Origin of the sequence: Phaeobacter sp., assembly GCF_022825805.1 — a bacterium.
Classification (GTDB): domain Bacteria; phylum Pseudomonadota; class Alphaproteobacteria; order Rhodobacterales; family Rhodobacteraceae; genus Phaeobacter.
Map to the genome: position 1 here is coordinate 1 of NZ_JAJDWC010000161.1, position 5,815 is coordinate 5,815.

The 5,815-nt window shown below is 57.6% G+C and carries 5 protein-coding genes and 1 pseudogene; 2 read left to right on the forward strand and 4 right to left on the reverse strand.

Annotation, left to right across the window (positions count from 1 at the left end):
- Positions 1 to 179: 179 nt before the first annotated feature.
- From ppk2 to Q0C28_RS17645, 3 genes are all read right to left on the reverse strand, one after another.
- On the reverse strand, positions 180 to 1,097 hold the full coding sequence (gene ppk2, locus Q0C28_RS17635; protein WP_293577780.1) for a polyphosphate kinase 2: 918 nt from the start codon (positions 1,095 to 1,097) through the stop codon (positions 180 to 182).
- A gap of 246 nt (positions 1,098 to 1,343) precedes the next feature.
- Positions 1,344 to 2,933, reverse strand: coding sequence for a GMC family oxidoreductase N-terminal domain-containing protein (locus tag Q0C28_RS17640; RefSeq protein WP_293577772.1), 1,590 nt, complete (start codon positions 2,931 to 2,933; stop codon positions 1,344 to 1,346).
- 148 nt (positions 2,934 to 3,081) lie between these two features.
- The gene (locus Q0C28_RS17645; protein WP_293577774.1) at positions 3,082 to 3,540 is read right to left on the reverse strand and encodes an Lrp/AsnC family transcriptional regulator; all 459 of its coding nucleotides are present in this window, start codon (positions 3,538 to 3,540) and stop codon (positions 3,082 to 3,084) included.
- A 138-nt stretch (positions 3,541 to 3,678) separates the two neighbouring features.
- Here Q0C28_RS17645 and ald point away from each other — a divergent pair, with 138 nt between their 5' ends.
- Positions 3,679 to 4,794 (forward strand): alanine dehydrogenase, encoded by a 1,116-nt coding sequence (gene ald, locus Q0C28_RS17650; protein ID WP_293577776.1) that lies wholly within the window; start codon positions 3,679 to 3,681, stop codon positions 4,792 to 4,794.
- 157 nt (positions 4,795 to 4,951) lie between these two features.
- Positions 4,952 to 5,548 carry a LysE family translocator gene (locus tag Q0C28_RS17655; protein WP_293577778.1) on the forward strand — a complete coding sequence of 199 codons (597 nt, stop codon included), beginning with the start codon at positions 4,952 to 4,954 and terminating at the stop codon, positions 5,546 to 5,548.
- A gap of 122 nt (positions 5,549 to 5,670) precedes the next feature.
- Here Q0C28_RS17655 and Q0C28_RS17660 read toward each other — a convergent pair.
- A pseudogene (locus tag Q0C28_RS17660) lies at positions 5,671 to 5,815 on the reverse strand (D-amino acid aminotransferase); the annotation flags it as partial.

Below are 5,815 nucleotides of genomic sequence, written 5' to 3' on the forward strand. Positions count from 1 at the left end.
GGCAAGACTGCCTTGATGAACTCCCACTCCAGATCGCTCATGTCCGAACGCGCCATTTTCACACCCCAGCATGTTGTTTTGCTGGAAATGAAGCACAAGCCAATACGAATGATAAGGAATTTATAGGTGTGCTGCCTAGTCGATGATCCGACACCCAGCAGACCATCGCCACAACCGGCTCAGTAGATTTTGGGCACGTAGAGATCGTCCGGCAGAACCCTGCGCTCATAGTCCGGTTTATATTCGCGGTCCGGCAATGACACACGCTCGCTCGGCACATCCTCATAGGGAATGCGCGTGAGCAAATGCTCGATGCAGTTCAGCCGTTCCCGTTTCTTGTCATTGCCTTCAACGATGTACCACGGGGCTTCGGGAATATTCGTCCGCTCGAACATATCCTCTTTCGCCTTGGTGTATTGCTCCCATCTGATGCGGCTTTCCAGATCCATCTCCGACAGCTTCCACTGTTTCATTGGATCGTGAATACGCATGAGAAAGCGCAGTTGCTGCTCTTCGTCGGTGATCGAAAACCAGTACTTCAGCAGAATAATGCCAGAGCGCACCAACATGCGCTCAAACTCGGGAACGTCCTGAAAAAACTGCTCGACCTGATCATCACTGGCAAACCCCATCACCCGCTCCACACCAGCGCGATTGTACCAGGAGCGATCAAACAACACGATTTCACCGGCAGCAGGCAGATGGGGGACGTAGCGCTGGAAATACCATTGGCTTTGCTCACGCCGACTGGGCGCTGGCAGTGCAACCACCCGTGCCACACGCGGATTGAGCCGCTGGGTGATCCGCTTGATCACGCCACCCTTGCCTGCACTGTCGCGACCCTCGAAGAGAATGCAAACCTTGGCGCCGGTATGCTGTACCCAATCCTGCACCTTGATCAGCTCGGCCTGCAGACGCAGGAGGTTGCGGAAATACACCTTGCGGTCCAGCATTTCAGGGTGCTGCGAGCGGTAGATCTTGCGCAGCTCCATCGACAACATGGGTTCTGCAAATTCGATCTCGAAGTCTTCGTCCAAAGTGTCTTGCAGCTCCGCATCCAGCCAATCAAAGGACTCAAAATCACTGCCTTCGGGGATATCTGCGGTCACGCTGGTGGCTCCTTATCGCTGCTGCCGGTTTCTGCTGCCTTACGGATCAAATGTGATCAAGAGGTGACATCCGGGACAAACATTGCATTCATTCACACAACGGGGCCCATTGTTGGCTGTTTTGGCCCGAATGCGCGCTGTCGCTCAGTGCCCTTGGATCACATATAGGCAATTGGACATCCCAGCCCAAGACCACAAGATGCGAGACGCTGCCAAATCACGTCAACAACACGGTTAGCGGCGCTCCGCCAGGATCAAATCGGCTGCTTTTTCGGCAATCATGATCGTCGGGGCATTGGTATTGCCACTTGTGATGGTCGGCATGACACTTGCGTCGACGACACGCAATCGGCCCACACCACGCACCCGCAAGGCACCATCAAGCGGCGCGGCCTCATCCGTTCCCATCCTCACAGTACAAGTCGGGTGGAAAATGGTCGTGCCAATATCACCGGCTGCCTGCGTCAAGGCCTCGTCATCTTGTCCAACAGAAGGTCCCGGTTTGATCTCCTCCGGGGCATAGCGCTGCATCGCCGCCATCGACATGATGTTACGCGCCTGCCGGATCGCAGCGACAGCAACCTGACGATCGTTTGCGGTCGACAGGTAATTGGGCGTGATGCTTGGCGCCTGCTGCGGATCCGCGCTGTTGATCGCGACCACACCACGGCTTTCCGGGCGCAGATTGCACACGCTGACCGTCATCCCGGGAAAATCATGCAACGGTTGACCAAACGCATCCAAGGTCAGCGGTTGGACATGATACTCCAGATCCGGCGTCGCTAAATCAGCCCGTGATCTGGAAAACGCGCCAAGCTGACTGGGTGCCATCGACATTGGACCAGACCGTTTTATCGCGTATTCCGCCGCGATTTTGGCCTTACCCCACCAGGAATTGGCCAATGTGTTCAGCGTCTTCGCGCCCTGCAGCCGCCAGGCACAACGCAGTTGAAGATGGTCTTGTAAATTCTGCCCCACCTCGGGCAAATCCGCGATCAGCTTAATCCCATGGGCCTGCAACACACCCGCAGGACCCACCCCAGACAGCTGCAGGATCTGGGGACTGTTGATCGCACCGGCAGACAGGATCACCTCCCCCTGCGCATAGGCGCGTTTGGTGACACCCTGCTGAGTATATTCGACACCGACGGCACGCCCCTCCTCGATCAGGATCCGGTTGGTGTGCGCCTTTGTTTCAACCTTGAGCGTCGCGCCAAGAGCAGGGCGCAAAAACGCGCGCGCGGTGTTCATCCTCCACCCACTGCGTTGATTGACCCGAAAATAGCCAACACCTTCGTTGTCACCCGCGTTGAAGTCCGTGACCTTGGGCAGGCCCCACTCGGCCGCGGCCGCCATCCAGTCGTCCAACACCTCCCAATGCAGGCGTTGATTTTCGACCCGCCACTCCCCGCCTGCTCCGTGCAGATCTGACGGGCCATCAACGTAGTCTTCTGATTTCTTGAAATAGGGCAGCACATCATCCCAGCCCCACCCGACCAGGCCCCGTTGCCGCCACCCGTCGTAATCCGCCGCTTGCCCACGCAGATAAAGCATCCCATTGATAGACGAACAGCCCCCCAGGACCTTGCCACGTGGATAGATCAAGGCCCGTCCGTTCAACCCAGGTTCTGCTTCGGTGCGATACATCCAATCGGTGCGCGGATTGTTGATGCAATAAAGATAACCGATGGGGATATGCACCCAATGATAGGCATCCGTGCCACCGGCCTCCAGCAGCAGCACCTTCTGACCTGCAGCACTCAGCCGGTTGGCCAACACGCACCCCGCGCTGCCAGCGCCCACAATTATGAAATCCCAGTCCATCTGTCCCCCAATCACCGCGTCTAACTTCGCGCGGTGCACTCTTCTTGGGGGCAGTGTTTCTCAGAACATCAAAACAGGCAAGAACCGCTCGGCGGCGGGCTGACAGTGATCTAGTCGTGCGCTGACGCTGAACTGAAGGCGGCCGCGCTCAGACCGGCAGCGCCGTAGTCTTGAACACCGTCCGTAGGGCAAAACTGGATTGCATCTGCGCAACACCCGGGAGACGCGCCAGATGTTGGCGGTGGATACGGGCAAAATCGTCGGTGTTTTCCGCCACCACCTTCAGCAGGTAATCCGCCGTTCCCGCCATAAGATGGCATTCCAGAACATCCGGGATCCGCGCCACCGCTTTTTCAAAGGCCTCCAACACCTCATCCGCCTGCGCTGACAATGTGATTTCGACAAAAACGGTTGTGGGCACCGCCAGTTTCCGGGCATCCAGCAGCGCGACATAATCACGAATGTAGCCCTCAACCTCAAGCCGTTGCACCCGCCGGTGGCAGGCTGACGCAGACAGGTTTACCCGTTCGGACAAATCCGCATTCGAAATCCGCCCCTGCTTCTGCAGCACTGACAGTATGCGACGATCCGTTTCATCAAGAGACATTTTGTCGAAGATCCTTGCTCATTTAAGCCGTTATATTCGAACTTTCTTCGATATGCATGTTTTTATTTTGCTCAAAAAAGAAGCACATTTTGTCGCAACTCCCTCAGGCTAGAAGCAGAGAGATTGGAGGATACCCACATGAAAATCGGCTGCCCAACCGAAATCAAACCGCAGGAATTCCGCGTCGGCATGACGCCCGACGCCGCGCGCGAAGCCGTAAATCACGGCCATAGCGTCATGATCCAAAAAGGCGCAGGCATGGGCGCAGGCTTCACCGACAGCGACTACACCGCTGCAGGTGCTGCGATCATCGACACCGCCGAGGAGATCTTTGCCACTGCGGATATGATCGTGAAGGTCAAAGAGCCACAGGCGATTGAGCGCAAGATGCTGCGCGAAGGACAGCTGCTGTTCACCTATCTGCACCTCGCACCGGATCCAGAGCAGACCCACGACCTGCTGGAATCCGGCTGCACCGCCATCGCCTATGAAACCGTGACAGACGACCGTGGCGGCCTGCCGCTGCTGGCTCCGATGTCAGAGGTCGCAGGTCGTCTTGCCCCACAAGTTGGCGCCTACACTCTGCAAAAAGCCAACGGCGGTCGCGGCGTCCTGATGGGCGGTGTGCCCGGTGTGGCCCCGGCCAAAGTGGTCGTCATCGGCGGCGGCGTCGTCGGCACCCATGCTGCAAAAATCGCAGCAGGCATGGGCGCGGATGTCACAATCCTCGACCGCTCTCTGCCCCGTCTGAAGTATCTGGACGACGTGTTTGGACGCGACTTCAAGAACCAGTACTCCACTGCAGGCGCCACAGCCGAACTGGTGCGCGACGCCGACATGGTCATCGGTGCGGTCCTGATCCCCGGCGCCGCAGCACCAAAACTGGTCTCGCGCGCACAGCTGAGCGAAATGAAGCCCGGCGCCGTACTGGTGGACGTGGCCATCGACCAGGGTGGCTGTTTTGAAACCTCCCGCGCGACCACCCACGCTGATCCAATCTACGACGTGGATGGCATCATGCACTATTGCGTCGCCAACATGCCCGGCGCCGTTGCGCGCACCTCCACACAAGCGCTTGGCAATGCCACGTTGCCCTTCATGCTCGCGCTTGCAGACAAAGGCTGGAAACAGGCCTGCGCAGACGATCCGCATCTGCTGAACGGCTTGAATGTTCACGCAGGCAAGCTGACCTATTTCGCGGTTGGCAAAGCGCTTGGCCTGGATGTGGTCTCCCCACAGCTGATGATCAAATAACCGCAAACGCGGCCATCACAGCATCAACGAAGGCTCCGTTTCACGGGGCCTTCTTTTTTGGCCATCCCGCCGGTCAACAGCACAACTTTGCGCAGGAAACGGGTCGCTCCGACATCTCATATCGGCTTTGGCTTGCGGTGTAATAAGGAGCAACCCCATGACCCAACCCCTTCTCGCCTTGCTGATTTTCCTCTTCCCGCTGGCCTATAGCCCAGGTCCTGGAAATCTGTTTTTCGCAGCCAACGGCGCGCGGTTCGGCTTTCGCGCGACACTGCCTGCAAATGCCGGATATCACATAGCAACCTGGTGGGTGACGGCCGCAATTGGACTTGGCCTTGTCTCGGTGCTGGATCAAACGCCCGCTCTGTTCGCCGCCCTGAAACTGGCAGGCTCTATTTATGTGTTGTGGCTGGCCTGGCGCCTGTGCCGATCCGGCCCTGTCGACACGGAACAAAAGGCCCAGACAGCGCGGTTTCGTGACGGTGTTATCCTGCTGCTCCTCAACCCCAAGGCTTATGTGATCATCGCGTTGATGTTCTCGCAGTTTCTCCCACAAGAGGCCCCCAACCCCCTGACATCGGCACTCCTGATCACCACGGTGTTCACGCTGAACAATCTGGTCGCCTTCTCCATTTGGGCGCTTCTTGGCGATAGGTTGGCGAAATCCATCAGAGCCACCGGTCAGGCACAAAAAACGAACCTGTTCTTTGGTCTGATGCTGGGCGCTGTCGGGCTTTGGATGCTGATCGCCTGACCCAGCACAGCGGATCCGAAACACATCTGATCCAAAACACCCCACCCCAGATAGGAAAAGGGCTGCCCGCATATCCGCAGGCAGCCCCTTTCTTCATTTCCAGCGGCATCACACCGCGCTGATCAGATCGCCTCTTTGAGGCTTTCCTCAAGGTAAATTTCACGCAGCCGTTTTGCGATCGGACCCGGTGTCCCATCACCCAGCGTGACACCATCAATTTCAATCACAGGCATCACAAAGGCCGAAGCAGACGTGGTGAAGGCTTCA

Excerpts from the sequence above, each read along its gene's own strand:
- Q0C28_RS17645 (WP_293577774.1), bottom strand. The coding sequence starts at position 3,540 with ATGTCTCTTGATGAAACGGATCGTCGCATACTGTCAGTGCTGCAGAAG.
- Q0C28_RS17655 (WP_293577778.1), top strand. The coding sequence starts at position 4,952 with ATGACCCAACCCCTTCTCGCCTTGCTGATTTTCCTCTTCCCGCTGGCC.
- ald (WP_293577776.1), top strand. The coding sequence starts at position 3,679 with ATGAAAATCGGCTGCCCAACCGAAATCAAACCGCAGGAATTCCGCGTC.
- Q0C28_RS17640 (WP_293577772.1), bottom strand. The coding sequence starts at position 2,933 with ATGGACTGGGATTTCATAATTGTGGGCGCTGGCAGCGCGGGGTGCGTG.